Here is an 18,035-nt window from a genome sequence, read left to right as displayed (position 1 = left end):
CTGAGCTGTCACAGATCCGCGACTCGGCCCTTCGGCGGGAGGGTGCGGACATAGGCGACCCCCGTCGCGACGTACGCCGCCACCGACTCGTCGGTGGCCACCGACGCCGGGTCGAGGTGGAGCCAGCCGGTCATCGCCCGACCCCGCATCTCCATCGGCGTGACGCCCGGCCGGGCGAGCAGGTCGGCGGACGACTCGGGATCGACCCGCAGCATCGCCCCGCCGTCGCTGGCCGCGGCGATCGCCATGTGGCCGTCGACCATGAAGCCGAGCCCGCCGAACATCTTCTTCTCGGTCACGCCCGGCTCGGCCGCGATCGCCGACCGGATCCGTTCGGCGAGCTCGTCGTCGTAGGGCATGGCGTCGTCCTCTCATTCCATCCCGGCGTCGTGGACCAGGATCGCGATCTGGACCCGGTTCGTCACCTGCAGCTTGTCGAAGACCCGGGACACGTGGGCCTTCACCGTCGGCACCGACAGGTGGAGGCGGGCCGCGATCTCGGCGTTGCTGAGGCCGTGGCCGACCTCGCGGGCGACGTCGAGCTCCCGGTCGGTGAGCGCCTGCAGCGCCGTGCGCGCCGACGCGACCCGGTCGTCCCCGGTCTCGCGACGCAGCCGTTCGATGAGGGTGCGGGTGGCGGTCGGGGAGAGCATCGGGTCGCCGGCCACCACGGTGCGGATCGCGGCGACGATCTCCGGCGGTGGGGTGTCCTTGAGCAGGAAGCCGTCGGCGCCCGCCGCGAGCGCGCCGACGACGTGCTCGTCGGCGTCGAAGGTCGTCAGCACGATGACGCGCGGCGGGTCCGACCGCCGGTGGAGCTCGCGGGTCGCCTCGAGACCGCCGAGCACGGGCATCCGGATGTCCATGAGCACGATGTCGGGGCGCAGCTTGGCCGTCAGCGCGATCGCCACCCGTCCGTCCGGCGCCTCGCCGACCACGTCGAGGTCGGGCTGGCCGCCGAGCATCAGGCTGAGGGCCGAGCGCACCAAGGGGTCGTCGTCGACGACGAGGACCCGCGTCACGTCCGCCACGGCAGCCACCCGTGGAGCTCGAAGTCGGCGCCGTCACGACGGTGCTCGAGCGTGCCGCCGCGGAGCTCCGCGCGCTCGGTCAGCCCGACCAGCCCGAGACCGCTGCCGGGCGTCGTGGTCGGGCCGAAACCGAGCGGGTTGCGCAGCTTGATGTCGATGCCCGTGTCCGGGCTGCCGCTGACCTCGACCCGCAGTCGGGCCCCGGGTGCGTGCTTGCGCACGTTGGTGATGCCCTCCTGCACGATCCGGTAGACGGTGCGGCCCACGACCTCGGGCAGCGCCTCGGCGCGCGCGGACAGGTGGTCGTCGAAGGTGACCGCGAGACCCTCGTCCTGGGCCTCGGCGACCAGCGACGCGACGTCGGCGTAGGTCGGCTGCGGCCGCTCGGCGATCTCGCCGGTGCCGGGGTCGCGCAGCACGCCGAGGACGTCGCGCAGCTCGGTGAGGGCCTCGTGGGCCTGGCTCCGCACGACCTGGGCGCTGTCGCGGAGCGCGACGGCGTCGAGGTCGTCGCGGTAGGCCATCGCGCCGGCGTGGAGGGAGATCTGGGAGATCCGGTGGGCGAGGACGTCGTGCATCTCGCGGGCGATCCGCGCGCGCTCGGTCGTGCGGGCCTGGGCGACCCGCATCGCCTGCTCGGTCTCGGCCCGCTCGGCCCGCTGCCGCAGCGACCACAGCAGGATGCGGCGGGAGCCGAGATACATCCCCCACCCGAAGATCGCGATCGTGATCGCGACGTTGAAGGCGAAGCCGACCCAGAAGGGTTCGGCGTTCTCGATCGGCTGGGTGTCGACGTAGCCCTGGTAGCAGACGAGGCCGACCGCCGCGGCGATCGCGATCGGCCCGAGCCGCTGCCGGGTCGCGAGCGAGACCGCGGCGAGCGTGCCCGGGCCGGCGGCGACGCCGGAGACGAGCGACGCGACCGCCGTGGCGAGCGTGACCGCCAGCGGCCACCGGCGTCGGTAGAGCACGAGGACGTAGCACGCGACACCGACCACCAGGTCGATCCACCAGAGCCAGCGGTAGTCGTCCCACTGGCCGCGGAAGGTGCTGCTCCAGACCAGGGCCGACAGCAGCAGGCAGATCGTGTAGCGCCACGCGTGACCCCACAGGGTCAGCCGCGGCTGGTACTCCGCGGGGTCGGGTCGCTCCACGACGACGAGCGTAGGACCCTGCGACCGACGCCGACAGCATGCCCGGGTCGCGCGGTCCTCATACTTTGGTCGCGGTCGCGGCGCCGGAACTCATCCCTGCGACGGATCCGCAGGGGCGGGCGCCGCGGCAGGCTGGTGCCCGTGATCGAGGTGACCGGACTGACCAAGTCGTACGGCGGCTTCACGGCCGTCGACGACGTGTCGTTCCGCTGCGAGCCCGGCCGGGTGACCGGCTTCCTGGGGCCCAACGGAGCAGGCAAGACGACGACGATGCGCGCGATGGTGGGGCTGACCCCGCCGACCCGCGGCACGGTGACCATCGGGGGGCTGCGCTACGCCGACATCCCCAACCCGGGTCGTCACGTCGGCGTCCTGCTCGACGCCTCCGCCCAGCACAACGGCCGCACGGGCCGCGAGGTGCTGACGATCGGGGCCCGCACGATGGGGCTCCCGGACAGCCGGGTGGAGGAGATGCTCGAGCTGGTCTCGCTCACCGGCCCCGAGGCCAAGCGGCGGCTGCGCAACTACTCGCTCGGCATGCGCCAGCGCCTCGGCGTCGCCCACGCGCTCCTCGGGGACCCGTCGGTGCTGATCCTCGACGAGCCGGCCAACGGCCTCGACCCCGCCGGCATCCGGTGGATGCGCTCCCTGCTGAAGGGGTACGCCGACCGCGGCGGGACCGTCCTGCTCTCCAGCCACCTGCTCCACGAGGTCGAGCAGATCGCCGACGAGATGATCCTCATCGGCCGCGGCCGGATCGTCGCCCAGGGCGACCGGCGCTCGCTGCTCGCGGAGCGGCACACCGGCACGCTCGTCACCGCCGAGGACATGGACGCGCTCACCAAGGCGCTCGACGCCGCGGGCCTGTCGGCCCACGCCGCGGGCGAGGGCCTCAGCGTCGAGGCCGAGCCGGTCGAGGTGGGCCGCGTCGCGGCCGCCGAGCGGATCGTCCTCACCGACCTCCGGGGCGCCGACGGCGGCCTGGAGAACCTGTTCCTCGAGCTCACCGCCGACACCCAGCGAGAGGGCAACGCATGACCACCACCCAGGCACCCATGACCCTCGACGTGAGCGGCACCCCGCGGGTGCCGTTCTCCCGGTTGGTCCGGGTCGAGCTCCGCAAGGCGCTCGACACCCGGGCCGGACGGTGGTTCACCGGCTCGATCGTCGGCCTCTGCCTGCTCGTCGTGACGATCTACGCGCTGGCAGCACCCGACGAGGCCCAGACCTTCGGCGACGTCCTCGGGGTCTCGGGTGCCGTGCTCGGCTACTTCCTGCCGATCCTCGTCATCCTGATGGTCACCAGCGAGTGGAGCCAGCGGACCGGCCTGGTGACCTTCGCGCTCGAGCCCCATCGTGGCCGGGTCGTGGCGGCCAAGCTCTGCGGGGCGCTGGTGCTGGGTGCGGGACTGATCGTCCTCGCCCTGGCGGTCGGCGCGTTCGGCACCGTGCTGGGTGGCGGTGAGTGGACGGTCGAGACCGAGATCCTGGTCAACGGCTTCCTCATCGCCAACCTCATCAGCATCCTGCTCGGCTTCGCCATCGGCATGGTGCTGATGAACAGCCCGGCGGCGATCGTCACCTACTTCATCTACAGCCTGGTGCTGCCGATCGCCGTCGGCATCCTCGCCAGCTTCCAGGAGTGGTTCGCCGACCTCGCTCCCTGGATCGAGTTCAACACCGCGCAGACCCCGCTGTTCACCGGTGACTACACGCCGAACGGCGAGGAGGTCGCCCAGCTGCTGGTCAGCGGCACCATCTGGTTGGTCCTGCCCTTCGCGATCGGTCTCTGGCGTTTGCTTCGCGCAGAGCCCAAGTAAGGGTCACACTGACAGTCAGTACGAACACTGCCCGGTCTCGGCCGGGCGCGAGAGCCGGCGGGTCGGGTCTTCCACGGGGGTGGGGCTCGACCCGCCTTCTCGTGCGGTCACTAGGGTCGGGGGCATGAACAGCACCGCCACGCGCGCCGACGGCCGCGCCGACGACGAGCTCCGCCCGATCACGATCACCCGCCACTGGCTCGACCACGCGGCCGGCTCGGTCCTGGTGGAGTTCGGCAGGACCCGGGTCCTGTGCGCGGCGTCCGCGACCGAGGGAGTCCCGCGCTGGCGCAAGGGCTCGGGCCTGGGCTGGGTCACCGCCGAGTACGCGATGCTGCCGGCGTCGACCAACACCCGCTCCGACCGCGAGTCGGTGCGCGGCAAGATCGGTGGCCGCACCCACGAGATCTCCCGCCTCATCGGGCGCTCGCTGCGCGCGGTCATCGACTACAAGGCACTCGGCGAGAACACGATCGTCCTCGACTGCGACGTCCTCCAGGCCGACGGCGGCACCCGAACCGCCGCGATCACCGGCGCCTACGTCGCGCTCGCCGACGCGGTCTCCCACCTGCGCTCGACCGGCGCGCTCCACGGCGAGCCGCTCACCGGCTCCCTCGCCGCGGTCAGCGTCGGCATCATCGACGGCGCCCCGCGGCTCGACCTCCCCTACGAGGAGGACGTCCGGGCCGAGACCGACATGAACGTCGTGATGACCGGCGACGGGAAGTTCATCGAGGTCCAGGGCACGGCCGAGGGCGCGGCCTTCGACCGGGCCGAGCTCGACGCGCTCCTCGGCCTGGCCGAGAAGGGCTGCGCCGACCTCACCCGCATCCAGCAGGAAGCGCTGGCGACCGGTGGCTGAGGTCTTCCTGGCGTCCCGCAACACCAAGAAGCTCGGCGAGATGGAGCGGATCCTCGCCCCGATCGTCGAGGGCGTGCGGGTGCTCGGGCTCGACGACGTCGTCGAGTACGCCGAGCCGGTGGAGGACCAGCCGACCTTCGAGGGCAACGCGCTGCTCAAGGCCCGGGCCGGGCTCGCGGCGACGGGGCTCCCGACGCTGGCCGACGACAGCGGACTCTGCGTCGACGCCCTCAACGGGATGCCCGGCGTGCTGTCCGCGCGCTGGTCCGGCCCGCCGAAGGACGACGCCCGCAACAACCGGCTGCTGCTCGACCAGCTCGCCGACGTCCCTGACGAGCGGCGTACGGCCCACTTCGCGTGCGCCGTCGCCTTCTGCCACCCCGACGGCACGGAGCTCGTCGTCGAGGGCCGGATGGACGGCCGGGTCCTGCGCGAGCTCCGGGGGAGCGGCGGCTTCGGCTACGACGTGCTCTTCGCCGCCGTCGAGCACCCCGACCTCACGACCGCCGAGCTGTCGCCCACGGACAAGGACGCCATCAGCCACCGCGGCCGGGCCCTCCGCCAGATCGCCCCTCTGGTGGCCCACGCCCTCCGCTGACCGGGCACTTCCGCGCCCTTCCAAGCCGTCGAGCCGTCACTTCCAGGCCCTGGGAACGGATCGAGCCGTCACTTCGTCACCGGACAGGTGTGTTCAGTCGGTGCCGAAGGAGGGACTTGAACCCCCACGCCCGAAGGCACGGCATCCTAAGTGCCGCGTGTCTACCGATTCCACCACTCCGGCGAGTGACGTCAGCCTAGGCGGCCCGACGGTGTAGCTGTTCTCACGGGTCGATGTGCGTGTACTTCCCCCTGCTTCGACCGGCAAAGGACTCGGTCTGCGAGTGGCAGTTGGGGCAGAGGTAGCGCAGGTTGCCGGCCCGGTTGTTGTGGTAGTCGCCGTCGATGTGGTCCACAGCGAGTCGGAGCTCGCGCCCGTTCCACCACCCGGTGTTGCCGCACCAATCGCACTCGTACGGACGTCCGACGTCGGTCAGAGCGCGACGGAGCAGAGCAGGGTTGGTGCGGCGTGACCCCCGAGGCACCACGGTGAGGATGTCGCCCGCCAGCCGGCGTGACCACGGCCCGGCGCCGTTCTGGTGGCGAACGAAGTGCGACGTGTCCAGGCCCATCGCCTTGATCGTTCGACTGATGTGGGCATGAGTCCCACCGGCTTGGTTCAGCCCCAGATGTCGGAGGACACCGGCCACAGAGGTGCTGCGGGACACGGCGTCGGACAAGATCTCCGGGGTGTACTTCCTCCGGCCGCTAGTCACACCACGACGCTAGGGGCGACCGCCGACAGTCGCGATCAGTCGAGACCCAGGTCGCGGCGGAGCTTGGCGACGTGGCCGGTGGCCTTGACGTTGTACTGCGCGACCTCGACCTTGCCGTCCTCGTCGAGGACGAACGTGGAGCGGATGACGCCCTCGACGACCTTGCCGTAGAGCTTCTTCTCGCCGTAGGCCCCGTAGGCCTGGTGGACCGCGAGGTCCTCGTCGGAGAGCAGCGGGAGGGTGAGGGCGTCGCGCTCGCGGAACTTGGCCAGCTTGGCGGGCTTGTCCTTGGAGATGCCGAGCACCTCGTAGCCGGAGTCCTTGAGGGAGTCGAGCGACTCTGAGAAGTCGCAGGCCTGCTTGGTGCAGCCGGGCGTCATCGCGGCGGGGTAGAAGTAGACGATCACCTTGCGTCCGCGCAGGTCGGCGAGGCTCACCTGGTCGCCGGTGTCGGAGGTGAGGGTGAAGTCGGGGGCCTGGTCGCCGGGTGACAGCTGCTGGCTCATGGGTGGGGTTGCTCCTGTCCGGTCGGGCAGTTGTTGCGAATTATGTGCAACAACGTAGTGTGTGCGACATGCACGTCCCCGACGGTTTCCTCGACGCGCCCACCTCGATCGCCACCGGCGCGGTCGCGGTGGCCGGGATCGCGGTGGCCCTGCGCGGCGCCCGCCGTGAACTCGACGACCGTACCGCCCCCATGGCCGGGCTCGTCGCGGCGTTCGTGTTCGCCGCCCAGATGCTCAACTTCCCGGTCGGCGCCGGCACCAGCGGTCACCTCCTCGGGGGAGCGCTCGCGGCCGTGCTCGTCGGACCGTGGACGGCCGCCCTCTGCCTCGCGGTGGTGCTGCTGGTGCAGGGACTGCTGTTCGCCGACGGCGGCATCACCGCGCTGGGCACCAACATCTCGCTCTTCTCGATCGTCGCGGTCGGGGTCGGCTGGTTGGTCTTCGCCGGTCTCCGCGCCGTGCTGCCGACGAGGCTGTCGATCGTGCCCGCCGCGGCCGGCGTCGCGGCCTTCGTCAGCGTCCCGGTCACCGCGGCGGTCTTCGTCGGGCTGTTCGCCATCGGCGGCCAGGCGCCGGTCCCGCTCGACACCATGCTGACCGCGATGCTCGGCTGGCACGTCCTGATCGGTGTCGGCGAGGCGCTCATCACCGGGCTGGTCGTCAGCAGCGTCGTCGCCGCCCGACCGGACCTCTGCTTCGGTGCCCGGCCCGCACTCCGTGCGCGGCGCGAGGCCCTCGTCGCCTCGACCGGCCAGCAGGCCGCCGCGTGAAGACCGCGATGAAGACCAAGACCTTCCTCCTCAGCGGGCTGCTCGTCGCGCTCGTCCTCGGCGGCGTCGTGAGCTTCTACGCCTCCTCGCACCCCGACGGCCTCGAGTACGTCGCGGAGGAGGTCGGCTTCATCGACTCCGCCGGTGACCACGCCGCCGCCGACGGCCCCATGGCCGACTACGCCGTCAAGGGTGTCGACGACCAACGCCTGGCCGGTGGCCTGGCCGGCGTGATCGGCATCGGCGTCACCCTGCTGCTCGCCGGCGGCATCGCGTTCGCCGTACGCCGCCGCGGCGGCAGTGGCGCCGACGGGGCCGACGTGGACCGCGCGCCCGTCCCGAGCGAGCGCTGATGGGCGCCGGTCACGGCCACCGGCTCCACTTCCACGGGCACTCGGTCGTCCACCGGGCCCAGCCCCACCACAAGATCCTGGCGCTGCTGGGGTTCGTGCTGCTCGTCGTGGCGACGCCGCGCGAGTGGTTCGCGGCCTACCTCCTGCACCTGTCGTTGCTGCTCGTCGTCATCGCCGCGAGCCGGGTCCCCGTCACCTACCTGCTCAAGCGCCTCGTCGTCGAGGTGCCGTTCGTCGTCTTCGCGCTGCTGATGCCGTTCATCGCCCACGGCCCGCAGGTCGAGGTGCTCGGCGTCGCCGTCAGCGAGCCGGGCCTCCTCGCGGCCTGGGGCCTGCTCGTGAAGGGCACCCTGGGTGTGCTCGCCTCCCTGACGCTGGCGGCGACGACCGAGCCGCAGGACGTCCTCCGCGGCCTCGAGCGGCTCCGGATGCCGCAGCTGGTCGTGCAGATCATGGGCTTCATGATCCGCTACCTCGACGTGGTCTCCGGCGAGCTGTCGAGGATGTTGACGGCGATGCGCTCGCGCGGCTGCGACCCGCGACGCCCGCGCCACTGGCCCGCGCTGGCCCGGTCGCTCGGCGCCCTGTTCATCCGCTCCTACGAGCGGGGGGAGCGGGTCCACCTCGCGATGCTCTCCCGCGGCTACACCGGCAGGCTTCCCTCATGAGCACCCCGACCCTCGACGTGCAGGGCCTCGTCTACGCCTACCCCGACGGCCACGCCGCGCTCCGCGGCGTCGACCTCCACGTCCACCGCGGCGAACGGGTCGCCCTCCTCGGGCCCAACGGTGCCGGCAAGACGACCCTGGTGCTCCACCTCAACGGCATCCTGACCGGCGACGCCGGGACCGTGTCGGTGAGCGGGCTGCCGGTGGTGAAGCAGAACCTGCAGGACGTACGCCGCCGGGTCGGCATCGTCTTCCAGGACCCGGACGACCAGCTCTTCCTCGGCAGCGTCCGCCAGGACGTCGCCTTCGGTCCGGCCAACCTCGGGGTCCGGGGTGCGGCGCTCGACCGCCGGGTGATGGACGCGCTGGAGCAGGTCGGGATGGCCGAGTTCGCCGACCGGCCGCCCCACCACCTCTCCTTCGGCCAGCGGCGTCGCGTGGCGGTCGCGACCGTGCTCGCGATGGAGCCGGAGATCCTCGTCCTCGACGAGCCGTCCTCCAACCTCGACCCGGCGTCGCGACGCGAGCTCGCCGACATCCTCCGCTCGCTCGACGTGACCGTCCTGATGGTCACCCACGACCTGCCCTACGCGCTCGAGCTGTGCCCCCGCTCGGTCGTCCTCGCCGAGGGCGCGGTCGTCGCCGACGGCGCGACCTTCGACGTCCTGACCGACGACGTCTTGATGAAGGAGCACCGCCTCGAGCTGCCCTTCGGGTTCGACCCGCGCACGATCGGATAGCGTTGCGCACGTGAGCAACGAGGTGACGTCGCTGGAGCACGAGATCGAGGAGACGCGGGAGCGTCTCGCCCACACGATCGACGAGCTCCTCCACCGTGCCCACCCGAAGACGATCGTGAGCCGCGAGGTCACCAGCATCAAGCAGTACTTCGTCGACCCCGCCACGGGCGCCCCGCGCACCGACAACATCCTCAAGGTCGCCGGCTCCGTCGTCGGCGCGGTCGCGCTCTTCGTGGCCGTACGCCGCGTCGCGCGCTGAGCGGGCGTCGTCATGACCGACGGTGCGCCCATCCGGATGCTCCACGACCGGGTGCTGGTCGAGGTCGACCGCGAGTCCGGCGAGCGCCGCTCGAGCGGCGGCATCGTGATCCCGGCGACGGCCGCGATGGGCGCGCGGCGCCTGACCTGGTCACGGGTCATCGCCGTCGGTCCCCACGCCCGTGCCGTCGAGAAGGGCGATCGGGTGCTCTTCGACGCCGACGACAAGTCCGAGGTCGAGGTCCACGGCGAGCTCTACATGGTGATGCGCGAGCGCGACGTCCACGCCGTCGCCGCCGACCGCCTCTCCGACGGCAGCGACGACCTCACGGGCCTCTACCTCTGAGGCCCGGTCACGGCGCCGGAACCGCCTCGTCGACGTACACCCGGGTGTGGCGGAACGGCGAGAACGCCAGCATCAGCGCAGCGACGCCGAAGGCGACGGCCGCCGAGGCCAGGACGGCCCCGGTCCCGATCCGGTCGGCCGCGACCCCGGCGACGGGCGAGACGACGACGATGACGGCTCGGTTGAGCGAGCGCAGCGTGGTGTTGGTGCGAGCCTGGAGCCCGTCCGGCGTGCGCGACTGGCGGAACGCCATCTCGTGGGAGTTGCTGACGCCCATCGCCCAGCCGTGCCCGAGCTGGCCGAGAGCGAGCACGACCGCTGCCTGCCATCCATCCGGCAGGGCGGCCGCGCCCACCATGACGAGGACGGCCACGGCGCTGACGGCATGGCTGGTGATCACGGCGCCGCCGGTCCCCACCGCCCGACCGACGGCGGTGCTCGTGGTGGCGCCGACCAGTGCTCCCACACCACCGACGGCGAGGACGAGCCCCACCTGCAGTGCCGTGAGGTCGAGCCGCAGGTAGGCGAACGGGACGACGAGCACGATGAGCACGGTCTGCCCCGCGAACCAGACATGGGTCGAGAGCGCCAGGCGGCGGAGCCCGGACCCGCCGTAGGCCCACCGTGCGCCCTCGACGACCTCGCCGATCAGCGGCCTCCGTTCCGCGACGGGTCCGCGCGGCTCCTCGACGCGGGTGAGCGAGGCCGTCGTGGCGGCCGCGAACAGGTAGGTCGCGGCGTCCACCAGCACGGCGAGCGGAGCGCCGACGAGCCGGACCAGTGCTCCCGCGAGCGCGGGGCCGCCGGTCTGGGCGACCGCTCCCGCACCGTCCAGCCGTGCGTGCGCCCACTGCAGCCGGTCGGACGGGACGAGTCGCGGCACGAACGAGAGCGAGGCCGCGTCGTTGACGAGTGACGCGACTCCGAACGCCACCACGACCGCCAGCAGCAGCGGCAGGGTCAGGACGTCGAGGCTCCAGGCGAGGGGGATCGAGGCGAGCAGCGCGGCTCGGGCGAGGTCGGTGGCCACTATCACCGGACGGCGGCGTACCCGGTCCACCAGCGCCCCGACCACCAGGCCGAGCACGAGGTAGGGCATCCACCGGGCCGAGCTCAGCCACCCGACCTCGGTCGGTCCTCCGTCCAGCGTCACCAGGACGAGGGTCTGCAGGGCGAGGGTCGTGATGGCCGTGCCCATGCCCGAGACCGCCTCGCCCCACCAGAACCGGCTGAACGACGACACGACCGTCACCCTAGACAGGAGCCGCGCGCTGCTGCGCCGCCACATCGTGTGCGGCGGCGGACCGGCTCAGCCGGGATTCGCCACGTCGACGACGTCCTCGCACCCGTGGAGGGTGTCGGCCGGGTCCGGCCCCTGCTGGTAGCCCACGGTGTCGTGCCCGGGCCCGCACAGGAAGACGTCGGGATCGCCGTCGTTGCGAGCCACGTAGATGAAGTCGTCGCCCCGGCCCAGCCGCACTCGGTCGGCCCCGGGCCCGTCCTCGATCTCGAGGTCGTCGTGCCGACCGCTGCGGATGACGTCGTCGCCGGCGCCCCCTTCGAGGTGGTCGCGCCCGGGGCCGCCGCGGAGGACGTCGTCGCCGGGACCGCCGTAGGCGTTGTCGTGGCCGGCGCCACCCTTCAGCACGTCCCTGCCCCGCTGCCCCTCCAGCGAGTCGGACCCGGCCAGGCCGACGAGCCGGTCGTGGCCCGCCTTGCCGTAGATCTCGTCGTCCTGCGCGGAGCCTCGGAGGACGTCGCCGCCGGCCGTGCCCCGGAGGACCTCGGCCACAGCGGGTCCACCGCTGAGGACGATCGATCCCGCGACTCCGGCGGCGACCAACCACCCCGTGAGTGTGTTGCGCATGTGTCTCCCCTTCGTTCGTGGTGCCTGCTGTTCCGGAGACGCACGCATGAGTGCGCTGGTTGTGCGAGTGGCGGAAGTGACGTCGAGGTCGCTAGGTTGCTGTGGCCGGTCGATCTCTGACCGGCACCGTCGCGGGCGACCGCGGCGCGGCTGGTGGCCAATCCCGTTCGGGCGGGGTCCACCGGGAGCCGTCACGGGTGCACGTCGCCCGGTCCCACCACCTGTGCGAGGAACCGTCGTTGGTCCAGACCAGTGGCGTCGGGGGAGTACTGCGCAGGACACTGAGGCAGGACCAACCGCAGAGGGAGGCCATGGACACCCTGTTCATCGACGGCGCGTGGGTCGCCGCACAGGACTCGGGAACCAGGAAGATCACGTGCCCGGCCGACGGCCGGGAGGTCGTCGTCGTCGCGGAGGCGACGGAGGCGGACGCGGTGGCAGCCGTGGCTGCGGCGCGTGCGGCGTTCGACGAGGGCCCGTGGCCCTCGACGCCTGCCGTGGAGCGCGCCGCGCTGCTGAGACGGCTCGCCGACCGGCTCGAGGCCGAGAAGGACGAGGTCGCCCGGCTCGAGTCGCTCGACACCGGCAAGCGCTTCGTGGAGTCGCAGATCGACGTCGACGACATCGTCAGCGTCTTCCGCCACTTCGCCGACGTCGCGACCGCCGACGCGGGCCGGGTCGTCGACACCGGGATGCCCGACGTGTCGAGCCGCGTGGTCCACGAGCCGGTGGGCGTCTGCGCGCTCATCACGCCGTGGAACTACCCGCTGCTCCAGACGGCGTGGAAGGTCGCGCCCTGCCTGGCCGCGGGCAACACCTTCGTCCTCAAGCCCAGCGAGCTCACCCCGAGCACCTCGATGTGGCTGATGCGAGCGTTGCAGGACTGCGGCCTGCCCGACGGCGTGGCGAACCTCGTCCTCGGCGCCGGCGCCAGCGCCGGTGCGCCGCTGGTCAACGACCCGCGGGTCGACCTGGTCTCCTTCACCGGCGGCCTCGAGACCGGCAAGCGGATCATGGCCGACGCGGCGGCGACCGTGAAGCGCGTGGCGCTCGAGCTCGGTGGCAAGAACCCCAACGTGGTCTTCGCCGACGCCGACCTGCCGGCCGCGATCGACAACGCGCTGACCGCGGTCTTCCTCGACTCCGGCCAGGTCTGCTCGGCCGGGGCCCGGCTCATCGTCGAGGCGAGCGTCCACGACCAGGTCGTCGACCAGCTCGTGGCACGCGCGCAGGACATCCGACTCGGCGGGCCGTTCGACGACGACGCCGAGACCGGGCCGCTCATCAGCGAGGCCCACCGGGCCAAGGTCGAGCAGTACGTCGCCGACGCGCTCGAGGACGGGGCGGAGCTGCGCTGCGGCGGTGGTCGCCCGGAGGGCGCGGCGTACGACGCGGGCTGGTACTTCGAGCCCACGATCCTCGACCACTGCGCCACCGACATGCGCTGCGTGCGGGAAGAGTCCTTCGGGCCCGTGCTCACCGTCGAGACCTTCGAGGGCGAGACGCGCGAGCAGGCGGAGCAGGCGGCGATCAGCCTCGCCAACGACACGATCTACGGCCTGGCCGGCGCGGTGTGGAGCGAGAACGCCGGCCGCGCCGAGCGCGTCGCGTCGAAGCTGCGCCACGGCACGATCTGGATCAACGACTACCACCCCTACGTCGCCGCGGCGGAGTGGGGCGGCTTCAAGCAGTCCGGCAACGGCCGCGAGCTGGGGCTGATGGGCCTCGAGGAGTATCGCGAGACCAAGCACGTCTGGCACAACACCCGGCCGGCCCCCGCCGGCTGGTTCCCCGACCGGACCGGAGGCGACCAGTGAGGAAGCACTACGACTACGTCATCGTCGGCGGAGGGTCGGCCGGGTCGGCGCTGGGCAACCGGCTCTCAGCCGACCCCTCGACCAACGTCCTGGTGCTGGAGGCGGGTCGCAACGACTCGAAGCTCGACCCCTTCATCCACATGCCGGCCGCGCTGCCCTACCCGATCGGCAACAAGCTCTACGACTGGAAGTACGAGTCGGACCCGGAGCCCCACATGGGCGGCCGCCGGGTCTTCCACGCGCGCGGCAAGGTGCTCGGGGGCTCGAGCTCGATCAACGGCATGATCTTCCAGCGCGGCAACCCGATGGACTACGAGCGGTGGGCCGCGGAGCAGGGGATGGAGGCGTGGGACTACGCCCACTGCCTGCCCTACTTCAAGCGGATGGAGACCTGCCTCGCCGGCGCCGACAGCTGGCGGGGTGGCTCGGGGCCGCTCGTCCTCGAGCGGGGCCCCGCGACCTCGCCGCTCTTCGGTGCCTTCTTCGAGGCCGTGCAGCAAGCAGGCTATGCGTTGACCGACGACGTCAACGGCTACCGCCAGGAGGGCTTCGCGAAGTTCGACCGCAACGTCCACCGTGGTCGCCGGCTCTCGGCGGCGCGGGCCTACCTCCACCCGGTGATGCACCGCAAGAACCTCGACGTGGAGACCCTGGCGTTCGTCACCGGCATCCGGATGGACGGCAACCGGGCCACCGGTGTCGACTACACCCGCGGCGGCAAGCTCCACCGGTCGGTCACGGCCGGTGAGGTCGTCCTCTGCGGTGGCGCGTTCAACAGCCCCCAGCTGCTGCAGCTCGCCGGCATCGGCGACCCGGAGCACCTGCGCGCGGCGGGCGTCACGCCGTCGGTGGAGCTGCCCGGGGTGGGGGAGAACCTGCAGGACCACCTCGAGGTCTACATCCAGCACTCCTCCAAGCAGCCGGTGTCGATCGCGCCCTGGCTGGCCCACCACCACAAGCCGCGGATCGGCGCCGAGTGGCTCTTCGCCCGCAAGGGCGTCGGCGCGTCCAACCACTTCGAGGCGGGCGGGTTCATCCGCTCCAACGACGAGGTGGAGTGGCCCAACGAGATGTTCCACTTCCTCCCGATCGCGATCCGCTACGACGGCAGCAAGCCCGCGGAGTCCGACTACGGCGTCCACGGCTACCAGGTCCACATCGGGCCCATGTTCGCCGACACCCGCGGCCACGTCCGGATCAGGTCCACGGACCCGCGCGAGCACCCCTCGATCCTCTTCAACTACCTCTCGACCGAGAACGACCGTCGGGAGTGGATCGAGATGGTCCGGGCGGCCCGGACCATCCTCGAGCAGCCGGCGTTCGCCGCCTTCAGCGGCGGCGAGATCTCGCCGGGACCGTCGGTGCAGACCGATCAGGAGATCCTCGACTGGGTCGCGGAGGACGCCGAGACGGCGCTCCACCCGTCGTGCACCGCCAAGATGGGCACCGACGACATGGCCGTCGTCGACCCCTCGACCATGCGCGTCCACGGCACCGAGGGCCTGCGCGTCGTCGACGCCTCCGTCTTCCCGTTCGTCACCAACGGCAACATCTACGCACCGGTGATGATGGTGGCGGAGAAGGCGGCCGACCTGATCGCCGGCAACACCCCGCTGCCCGCGGAGGAGGTGCCGTGGTACCGCCACGGCGCCGGGATGCCGCCGTACCCGCCCGGCGACCCCCGCAACGACGCGTGGGACGCGAAGTCCGCCCTGCCCAGCGCCGCCGGCGCCCGGCAGACCGGCACGACAGGAGGCAACGCATGAGCACCGACACCCGCCCGGTCGAGACCGAGGGACCCGAAGCAGGGTCCGGCGACGGCCGGTGGGGCGGCCCGCCGGCACGGATGGCGGTCTTCGTGCCGTCCGCGGTCGTGATCTGCCTGGTCGCCGTCTGGGCCCTGGTAGCACCCAAGAACGCCGAGAACACCTTGGCCGACCTGGTCGGCACGGTGACGACGGGCTTCGGCTGGTTCTACGTGCTGCTGGCCACGGTGATCCTGCTCTTCGTCCTCTACCTGGGCATCTCCCGCTACGGCAACGTGCGCCTGGGTCCCGACCACTCGCGACCGGAGTTCTCCACCTTCGCGTGGGCCTCGATGCTCTTCGCGGCCGGTATCGGCACCGACGTGATGTTCTACTCCGTCGTCGAGCCGGTCACGCAGTACGTCGCACCGCCGACCGGCGAGGCCGAGAGCGTCCAGGCAGCCCGGGACGCCACGGTGTGGACGCTCTTCCACTACGGCATCACCGGGTGGGCGATGTATGCCCTCATGGGCCTGGCGCTGGGCTACTTCGCCTATCGGGCCAACCTGCCCCTGGCCGTGCGATCCGCGCTGCACCCGGTGTTCGGCAAGCGGATCGACGGGCCCCTGGGCCATGCGGTCGACACCGCCGCGGTGCTCGGCACGGTCTTCGGCGTGGCCACCAGCCTCGGCATCGGCGTCGTCTTCCTCAACATCGGCCTCAACGTGCTGTTCGGCGTGGGGGTGGGCGTCGGTGCCCAGATCGCGCTGGTCGTGCTGGCCGTCACGATGGCCGCCGTCTCGGCCACGACGGGCGTCGACAAGGGCATCCGGCTGCTCTCGCAGCTCAACGTGCTGCTCGCGCTGGGGCTGGCGGCCTGGGTGCTCGTGACCGGGAAGACCACCTTCATCCTCAACGCCGTCGTCATGAACGTCGGAGACTTCGTCGGCACCTTCCCGGCCAAGACGATGGAGACCTTCGCCTTCGTCGACAACGCCGAGTGGATGTCGCTGTGGACGCTGTTCTTCTGGGCGTGGTGGATCGCGTGGGCGTCGTTCGTCGGCATGTTCCTGGCCCGCATCTCGCGCGGCCGCACGATCCGTCAGTTCGTGGCCGGCACCATGGTGATCCCGTTCAGCTACATCGTCATGTGGATCTCGATCTTCGGCAACGCGGCCATCGACCGGGTGCGTGGCGGCGACGCCGACTTCGCGGAGGTCGCCCAGCAGTACGACGGTGCCGGCTTCTACAGCCTGCTCCAGGACTACCCGCTGGCCAACGTCGTCATCGTCATCGCCTTCTTCGTGGGACTGCTGTTCTACGTGACGTCGGCGGACTCCGGCGCGCTGGTCATGGGCAACCTGTCGTCGAAGCTGCGCTCGGTGCAGGACGACGCCGCGCCGTGGATGCGCATCTTCTGGGCCGCCGTCACCGGCGTGCTGACGATCGCGATGCTGGCCGTCGGCGGCATCTACGCACTGCAGTACGCGACGATCGTCTTCGCCGTGCCGTTCGCGATCGTGCTCGTCCTCGTCATGTGGGGGCTGCTCAAGGCGCTGCGGGTCGAGGCCTACCGGGTCGACGCCGGTGAGCACCACCTCCCGACCATGCTGTCGGCACGCGGCACCCGAGAGGGGCGCGAGGCGTGGCGCGACCGGTTGGCCCGCGCCGTCAACTTCGTCGACGCGGACGACGCCCGTCGCCACCTCGACGGTGTCGTCGCGCCCGCCCTGGCCGACGTCGCGACCGAGCTCACCGAGCGCGGCGTCCAGGCGGTGACCGAGACCGGCCGCGACTACGTCGAGCTGCACACCGAGGGTGGGGAGCACCCGTTCGTCTACCGGGTCGAGCTCGCCGAGCACCCCGTGCCCGCCTACGGCGGGCGCATGGTCGGTGACCACTCGCGCTACGCACGACTGGAGGTGCACCTCGACGGTGGCGGCCAGGACTACGACGTCATGGGCTTCACCGGCACGCAGGTGATCCACGACTGCCTCGACCAGTACGAGCAGCACCTGGAGTTCCTGCGCATGGTGTGAAGGCAGCTGACCTGATCAGCGTCGGACGACACGGGCACGTGTGAAGCGCACGGTGTCGCCGCCCGATCCGCACCTGCGGACCAGGCGGCGCACCGTGCGCTTCTCGGTCCTGTCGACCCGCAGCTGCCAGCGCGACTTCACCACGACCCAGTCGCGGATGTAGCGGCAGCGCGCCTTCTTGCGTGGCAACCACTCCGCCGGGTCGCCGTCGGACTTGGTGCGGTTGGACGACGCCGTGACCGCCGTGAGGCTGCGTCGGTCGCCGAGGTCGTTGGCGAAGCGCCGCCGGGTGCCCGCGGTCCAACCGCGGGCCCCCGAGGCCCATGCTTCGGCGAGCGGGACGAGGTGGTCGATGTCGAGGTCGGAGGAGTCGGTGACCTGCTCGGCGTCGTACCACGAGAACCACTCGCCACCCGACAGTGAGCAGCCGTCGCCGACGGTCGGGTCGTCGACCGCCTCCTGGCGCAGCACCTCGTCGCGGGTGTCGCAGCCGTCGCCGTCGACGTCGACCCAGTGGACGAACTTCTCCCGGTCATAGCCGGCCGCACGCTCGCGCCCCACGTCGAGCCGCCGGACGAGCCGACCCAGCCTCGTCTCCGCGGAGCGGTCCGCAACAGCGGAGGCCGTGGGCGCTGCGGGCGCGGCGGCGCCGAGGGCGAGCCCGGAGACGAGGAGGGCCAGGGCGAGGAGTCGGGCGATCACGGCCACAGGCTAGGTCGGACCGCCGACACCGGCGGCCCGACCGG

General features: G+C 71.7%; 21 protein-coding genes and 1 tRNA gene. 13 read left to right on the top strand and 9 right to left on the bottom strand.

Annotation, left to right across the window (positions count from 1 at the left end; translation table 11 throughout):
* Positions 1 to 8: 8 nt before the first annotated feature.
* The 3 genes from ABD091_RS03880 to ABD091_RS03870 are packed head-to-tail and all read right to left on the bottom strand — an operon-like array spanning position 9 to position 2,185.
* On the bottom strand, positions 9 to 359 hold the full coding sequence (locus tag ABD091_RS03880; RefSeq protein ID WP_343915829.1) for a TfoX/Sxy family protein: 351 nt from the start codon (positions 357 to 359) through the stop codon (positions 9 to 11).
* Positions 360 to 371: 12 nt separating this feature from the next.
* Positions 372 to 1,022 carry a response regulator gene (locus ABD091_RS03875; RefSeq protein WP_425571483.1) on the bottom strand — a complete coding sequence of 217 codons (651 nt, stop codon included), beginning with the start codon at positions 1,020 to 1,022 and terminating at the stop codon, positions 372 to 374.
* Positions 1,019 to 2,185, bottom strand: a complete 1,167-nt coding sequence (locus ABD091_RS03870) for a sensor histidine kinase (RefSeq protein ID WP_343915827.1) — start codon at positions 2,183 to 2,185, stop codon at positions 1,019 to 1,021. Before ABD091_RS03870 ends, ABD091_RS03875 begins: the two co-directional genes overlap by 4 nt.
* Positions 2,186 to 2,326: 141 nt before the next feature.
* On the opposite strand from ABD091_RS03870, the gene ABD091_RS03865 reads away from it, so the two are divergent.
* The 4 genes from ABD091_RS03865 to rdgB all read left to right on the top strand — a co-directional run bounded on the left by ABD091_RS03865 (position 2,327) and on the right by rdgB (position 5,465).
* On the top strand, positions 2,327 to 3,223 hold the full coding sequence (locus tag ABD091_RS03865) for an ABC transporter ATP-binding protein (protein ID WP_343915826.1): 897 nt from the start codon (positions 2,327 to 2,329) through the stop codon (positions 3,221 to 3,223).
* The gene (locus ABD091_RS03860) at positions 3,220 to 4,005 is read left to right on the top strand and encodes an ABC-2 transporter permease (protein WP_343915825.1); all 786 of its coding nucleotides are present in this window, start codon (positions 3,220 to 3,222) and stop codon (positions 4,003 to 4,005) included. The genes ABD091_RS03865 and ABD091_RS03860 overlap by 4 nt, the downstream gene beginning before the upstream one ends.
* Before the next feature lie 124 nt (positions 4,006 to 4,129).
* A complete protein-coding gene (gene rph, locus ABD091_RS03855; RefSeq protein ID WP_343915824.1) occupies positions 4,130 to 4,867 on the top strand; it encodes a ribonuclease PH in 738 nt (245 codons plus the stop codon).
* Complete coding sequence (gene rdgB, locus ABD091_RS03850) at positions 4,860 to 5,465, top strand: RdgB/HAM1 family non-canonical purine NTP pyrophosphatase (protein WP_343915823.1); 606 nt, start codon at positions 4,860 to 4,862, stop codon at positions 5,463 to 5,465. Before rph ends, rdgB begins: the two co-directional genes overlap by 8 nt.
* A gap of 101 nt (positions 5,466 to 5,566) precedes the next feature.
* Here rdgB and ABD091_RS03845 read toward each other — a convergent pair.
* The 3 genes from ABD091_RS03845 to bcp form a co-directional block, all read right to left on the bottom strand.
* Positions 5,567 to 5,648 (bottom strand) — tRNA-Leu (locus tag ABD091_RS03845).
* Positions 5,649 to 5,688: 40 nt separating this feature from the next.
* On the bottom strand, positions 5,689 to 6,036 hold the full coding sequence (locus ABD091_RS03840; protein WP_343915822.1) for an HNH endonuclease signature motif containing protein: 348 nt from the start codon (positions 6,034 to 6,036) through the stop codon (positions 5,689 to 5,691).
* Between the two features lie 179 nt (positions 6,037 to 6,215).
* Entirely contained in the window at positions 6,216 to 6,686 is a 471-nt protein-coding gene (gene bcp / locus ABD091_RS03835) for a thioredoxin-dependent thiol peroxidase (protein ID WP_343915821.1), read from the bottom strand.
* A gap of 68 nt (positions 6,687 to 6,754) precedes the next feature.
* Between bcp and ABD091_RS03830 the strand changes: the two genes are divergently transcribed.
* The 6 genes from ABD091_RS03830 to ABD091_RS03805 are packed head-to-tail and all read left to right on the top strand — an operon-like array spanning position 6,755 to position 9,821.
* Entirely contained in the window at positions 6,755 to 7,456 is a 702-nt protein-coding gene (locus ABD091_RS03830) for an energy-coupling factor ABC transporter permease (RefSeq protein ID WP_343915820.1), read from the top strand.
* Positions 7,453 to 7,809: a PDGLE domain-containing protein gene (locus ABD091_RS03825; protein ID WP_343915819.1), complete on the top strand. Its 357-nt coding sequence runs from the start codon at positions 7,453 to 7,455 to the stop codon at positions 7,807 to 7,809. Before ABD091_RS03830 ends, ABD091_RS03825 begins: the two co-directional genes overlap by 4 nt.
* The gene (gene cbiQ / locus ABD091_RS03820) at positions 7,809 to 8,477 is read left to right on the top strand and encodes a cobalt ECF transporter T component CbiQ (protein WP_343915818.1); all 669 of its coding nucleotides are present in this window, start codon (positions 7,809 to 7,811) and stop codon (positions 8,475 to 8,477) included. The genes ABD091_RS03825 and cbiQ overlap by 1 nt, the downstream gene beginning before the upstream one ends.
* On the top strand, positions 8,474 to 9,217 hold the full coding sequence (locus tag ABD091_RS03815; RefSeq protein ID WP_343915817.1) for an energy-coupling factor ABC transporter ATP-binding protein: 744 nt from the start codon (positions 8,474 to 8,476) through the stop codon (positions 9,215 to 9,217). Before cbiQ ends, ABD091_RS03815 begins: the two co-directional genes overlap by 4 nt.
* Positions 9,218 to 9,227: 10 nt before the next feature.
* On the top strand, positions 9,228 to 9,476 hold the full coding sequence (locus ABD091_RS03810; protein WP_343915816.1) for a DUF3618 domain-containing protein: 249 nt from the start codon (positions 9,228 to 9,230) through the stop codon (positions 9,474 to 9,476).
* Between the two features lie 12 nt (positions 9,477 to 9,488).
* Positions 9,489 to 9,821 (top strand): GroES family chaperonin, encoded by a 333-nt coding sequence (locus ABD091_RS03805; RefSeq protein WP_343915815.1) that lies wholly within the window; start codon positions 9,489 to 9,491, stop codon positions 9,819 to 9,821.
* 7 nt (positions 9,822 to 9,828) lie between these two features.
* Here ABD091_RS03805 and ABD091_RS03800 read toward each other — a convergent pair whose 3' ends face one another.
* The gene (locus ABD091_RS03800) at positions 9,829 to 11,064 is read right to left on the bottom strand and encodes an MFS transporter (RefSeq protein ID WP_343915814.1); all 1,236 of its coding nucleotides are present in this window, start codon (positions 11,062 to 11,064) and stop codon (positions 9,829 to 9,831) included.
* 66 nt (positions 11,065 to 11,130) lie between these two features.
* The gene (locus tag ABD091_RS03795) at positions 11,131 to 11,688 is read right to left on the bottom strand and encodes a calcium-binding protein (protein ID WP_343915813.1); all 558 of its coding nucleotides are present in this window, start codon (positions 11,686 to 11,688) and stop codon (positions 11,131 to 11,133) included.
* A gap of 311 nt (positions 11,689 to 11,999) precedes the next feature.
* On the opposite strand from ABD091_RS03795, the gene ABD091_RS03790 reads away from it, so the two are divergent.
* The 3 genes from ABD091_RS03790 to betT are packed head-to-tail and all read left to right on the top strand — an operon-like array spanning position 12,000 to position 17,289.
* A complete protein-coding gene (locus ABD091_RS03790; RefSeq protein ID WP_343915812.1) occupies positions 12,000 to 13,505 on the top strand; it encodes an aldehyde dehydrogenase family protein in 1,506 nt (501 codons plus the stop codon).
* Complete coding sequence (gene betA, locus ABD091_RS03785) at positions 13,502 to 15,271, top strand: choline dehydrogenase (protein WP_343915811.1); 1,770 nt, start codon at positions 13,502 to 13,504, stop codon at positions 15,269 to 15,271. Before ABD091_RS03790 ends, betA begins: the two co-directional genes overlap by 4 nt.
* Positions 15,268 to 17,289 carry a choline BCCT transporter BetT gene (betT, locus tag ABD091_RS03780; RefSeq protein WP_343915810.1) on the top strand — a complete coding sequence of 674 codons (2,022 nt, stop codon included), beginning with the start codon at positions 15,268 to 15,270 and terminating at the stop codon, positions 17,287 to 17,289. Before betA ends, betT begins: the two co-directional genes overlap by 4 nt.
* Positions 17,290 to 17,304: 15 nt before the next feature.
* Here the strand turns inward: betT and ABD091_RS03775 are convergent, their stop codons facing one another.
* Complete coding sequence (locus tag ABD091_RS03775) at positions 17,305 to 17,991, bottom strand: HNH endonuclease family protein (protein WP_343915809.1); 687 nt, start codon at positions 17,989 to 17,991, stop codon at positions 17,305 to 17,307.
* Positions 17,992 to 18,035: the final 44 nt, after the last annotated feature.

The organism is Nocardioides aestuarii (assembly GCF_039527245.1).
Lineage (GTDB): Bacteria > Actinomycetota > Actinomycetes > Propionibacteriales > Nocardioidaceae > Nocardioides > Nocardioides aestuarii.
The sequence above is the reverse complement of the archived record's forward strand: the minus strand, read 5'-3'. Positions and strand labels throughout refer to the sequence as shown.

Coding starts and splice junctions, on each gene's coding strand:
- bcp (WP_343915821.1), bottom strand. CDS start 6,686: ATGAGCCAGCAGCTGTCACCCGGCGACCAGGCCCCCGACTTCACCCTC.
- ABD091_RS03860 (WP_343915825.1), top strand. CDS start 3,220: ATGACCACCACCCAGGCACCCATGACCCTCGACGTGAGCGGCACCCCG.
- ABD091_RS03840 (WP_343915822.1), bottom strand. CDS start 6,036: ATGGGCCTGGACACGTCGCACTTCGTTCGCCACCAGAACGGCGCCGGG.
- cbiQ (WP_343915818.1), top strand. CDS start 7,809: ATGGGCGCCGGTCACGGCCACCGGCTCCACTTCCACGGGCACTCGGTC.
- betT (WP_343915810.1), top strand. CDS start 15,268: ATGAGCACCGACACCCGCCCGGTCGAGACCGAGGGACCCGAAGCAGGG.
- ABD091_RS03795 (WP_343915813.1), bottom strand. CDS start 11,688: ATGCGCAACACACTCACGGGGTGGTTGGTCGCCGCCGGAGTCGCGGGA.
- ABD091_RS03805 (WP_343915815.1), top strand. CDS start 9,489: ATGACCGACGGTGCGCCCATCCGGATGCTCCACGACCGGGTGCTGGTC.
- ABD091_RS03790 (WP_343915812.1), top strand. CDS start 12,000: ATGGACACCCTGTTCATCGACGGCGCGTGGGTCGCCGCACAGGACTCG.
- rph (WP_343915824.1), top strand. CDS start 4,130: ATGAACAGCACCGCCACGCGCGCCGACGGCCGCGCCGACGACGAGCTC.
- ABD091_RS03880 (WP_343915829.1), bottom strand. CDS start 359: ATGCCCTACGACGACGAGCTCGCCGAACGGATCCGGTCGGCGATCGCG.
- ABD091_RS03815 (WP_343915817.1), top strand. CDS start 8,474: ATGAGCACCCCGACCCTCGACGTGCAGGGCCTCGTCTACGCCTACCCC.
- ABD091_RS03830 (WP_343915820.1), top strand. CDS start 6,755: ATGCACGTCCCCGACGGTTTCCTCGACGCGCCCACCTCGATCGCCACC.